Genomic DNA, 3,084 nt, shown 5'->3' with positions numbered 1-3,084 from the left:
GGGGAGGACAACCCGGGGAACTGAAACATCTAAGTACCCGGAGGAGAGGAAATCAATCTCGAGACTCCCCGAGTAGCGGCGAGCGAAAGGGGACCGATGGCCAAACCGTCGAGCGGGCATACCCGGCAGGGGTTCCGCCGACGGGGTTGCAGGGCCGCGCATCCGGGGGCTGCCGCCCCCGGGCGCAGGTCCGGCTGGGGAGCGGAACGGCATGGGAGGGCCGGCCGCAGCGGGTGACAGCCCCGTACGCGAACCCAGACCGGACGGCGCGACGCGGTCCCTGAGTAGGGCCGGGCACGTGAAACCCGGTCCGAACCTGGGTGGACCACCATCCAAGCCTGAGTACTACCCTGTGACCGATAGCGCACCAGTACCGTGAGGGAAAGGTGAAAAGCACCCCGGGAGGGGAGTGAAACAGTACCTGAAACCGTGCGCCCACGAGCAGTCGGAGCAACTTTCAGTTGTGACGGCGTGCCTTTTGTAGAATGAGCCAGCGAGTCGCTGGCGCGGGGCGAGGTTAACCGAAAGGGAGCCGGAGCGAAAGCGAGCCTTAACAGGGCGACTTGAGTCCCGCGCCGCGGACGCGAAGCCGGGTGAGCTATCCGTGGGCAGGCTGAAGCGGGGGTAAGACCCCGTGGAGGGCCGAACGCACGTCGGTTGAAAACGGCGGCGATGACCTGCGGATAGGGGTGAAAGGCCAATCAAACCCGGAGATATCTCGTTCTCCCCGAAATAGCTTTAGGGCTAGCGTCGCGCGTTCACCGCCGGAGGTAGAGCACCGGATGGACGAGGGGGCTTCGCCGCCTACCGAATCCAACCGAACTCCGAATGCCGGCGGCCCAGAGCGCGGCAGTCAGAGCATGTGGGCTAAGCTGTGTGCTCGAGAGGGAAACAGCCCGGACCGCCCGCTAAGGTCCCCAAGTTCCAGCCGAGTGGCAAAGGATGTGCGTCCGCCCAGACAACCAGGATGTTGGCTTAGAAGCAGCCATCCATTCAAAGAGTGCGTAACAGCTCACTGGTCGAGTGGACATGCGCCGACAATACACGGGGCTAAGCTGGACACCGAAGCGGCGGGATTTTATTTCATTAGAATCGGTAGGGGAGCTTCCCATGGGCGGAGAAGCCGGAGGGCGACCGACGGTGGAGCGCATGGGAGTGAGAATGCTGGCATGAGTAGCGAGAGACGAGAGAGTAACTCGTCCGCCGTGAACCCGAGGTTTCCTGGGCAAGGCTAATCCTCCCAGGGTCAGTCGGGGGCTAAGGCGAGGCCGGTAGGCGTAGCCGACGCGCAGCAGGCAGACATTCCTGCACCGCGCACGCGGCGCTACGACCGACGGGGCGACGGATGGGGGTGGCTCGGCGGGGTTCTGGACGTCCCCGTGATGGAGCGCGGCCCGCGGACCAGGGAAATCCGGTCCGCACACAGGGCGAGGCTCCGGACGAAGCACTTAAGCGAAGCGAGTGAGCCCGAGGTCCCTAGAAAAACCCCTAGGCAGGCGCGTGCGCGCCCGTACCGCAAACCGACACAGGTGGGTGGGTAGAACATACCGAGGCGATCGGGTCAACCATGGTCAAGGAACTCGGCACAATGGCCCCGTAACTTCGGGAGAAGGGGTGCCCGCGCGTACGTGAACCGGCTCGCCCGGGGAGCGGAGGCGGGCCGCAGTGGAGAGGCCCAAGCGACTGTTTACCAAAAACACAGGACTCTGCAGAAGCCGCAAGGCGACGTATAGGGTCTGACGCCTGCCCGGTGCCGGAAGGTCACGCGGAGGAGTTAGCCGATTCGGCGAAGCCCCGAAGCCAAGCCCCGGTAAACGGCGGCCGTAACTATAACGGTCCTAAGGTAGCGAAATTCCTTGTCGGGTAAGTTCCGACCTGCACGAAAGGCGCAACGACTTGGGCGCTGTCTCGACCATGGACCCGGTGAAATTGCACTGGTCGTGAAGATGCGACTTACCCGCGGAAGGACGGAAAGACCCCGTGAACCTTCACTGCAGCTTGGCATTGGCCGCTGGTCCCGCGTGTAGAGGATAGGCAGGAGGCATCGATCCGGAGGCGCCAGCCCCCGGGGAGCCGCCCTTGGAATACTGCCCTCGCGCGACCGGCGTCCTAACCCGAGGCCGTCAACCGGCTCGGGGACCGTGCCAGGCGGGCAGTTTGACTGGGGCGGTCGCCTCCTAAAGGGTAACGGAGGCGCGCGAAGGTCCGCTCGGGACGGTCGGCAACCGTCCTTTTGAATGCAAGAGTACAAGCGGGCTTGACTGCGAGGCCCACAAGCCGAGCAGGTGCGAAAGCAGGCTCTAGTGATCCGGCGGCCCCGAGTGGGTGGGCCGTCGCTCAACGGATAAAAGGTACTCCGGGGATAACAGGCTGATCTTGCCCAAGAGTCCACATCGACGGCAAGGTTTGGCACCTCGATGTCGGCTCATCGCATCCTGGGGCTGGAGCAGGTCCCAAGGGTACGGCTGTTCGCCGTTTAAAGCGGTACGCGAGCTGGGTTCAGAACGTCGTGAGACAGTTCGGTCCCTATCCTCCGTGGGCGCAGGAGAATCGATGGAGGCTGCCCCCAGTACGAGAGGACCGGGGTGGACGCACCTCCGGTGAACCGGTTGTCGACCAACGGCACGGCCGGGTAGCCGCGTGCGGCGCGGATAACCGCTGAAGGCATCTAAGCGGGAAGCCGTTCCAGGGATTAGTTCTCCTTCCGGTAAGGGCCCAGGTAGACTACCTGGTCGATAGACGGCAGGTGCAAGGACGGCGACGTCCTCAGCCGAGCCGCACTAATCGCCCGAGCTCTTCCGGAACCGCACCTCGCGGCCCGCGGGACCCAGCGCTCACGCGCGGTCCGGGCACGAGGATGCCCCCGAGTCAGACCTTTCCTATACGCCATGCGGCCCCCAGGGCACGTGTAGAGTGAGACCCAGGACACCGTAACGGTGGGCGCCGCCCACCGGTCAGCGGCCAGAGCATGGGGGGCACGCCCGGTCCCGTTCCGAACCCGGAAGCTAAGCCCCATCGCGCCGAGAGTACTGCGGGGTCAGCCCGTGGGAGGCCAGGGCGCCGCTGACCGGTGGACGGCACCGA

Annotated in this window: 2 rRNA genes; both read left to right on the top strand. The window is 64.8% G+C overall.

Going from position 1 to position 3,084, the window contains the following annotated elements:
• Positions 1–2,804: ribosomal RNA gene (locus tag AAAX77_RS09730) — 23S ribosomal RNA — on the top strand; the annotation flags it as partial.
• Positions 2,805–2,953: 149 nt separating this feature from the next.
• A 5S ribosomal RNA gene (gene rrf, locus AAAX77_RS09725) occupies positions 2,954–3,069 on the top strand.
• Positions 3,070–3,084 lie beyond the last annotated feature (15 nt).

Origin of the sequence: Collinsella sp. CLA-ER-H6, from assembly GCF_040092305.1 — a bacterium.
GTDB lineage: Bacteria > Actinomycetota > Coriobacteriia > Coriobacteriales > Coriobacteriaceae > Collinsella.
The sequence above is the reverse complement of the archived record's forward strand: the minus strand, read 5'-3'. Positions and strand labels throughout refer to the sequence as shown.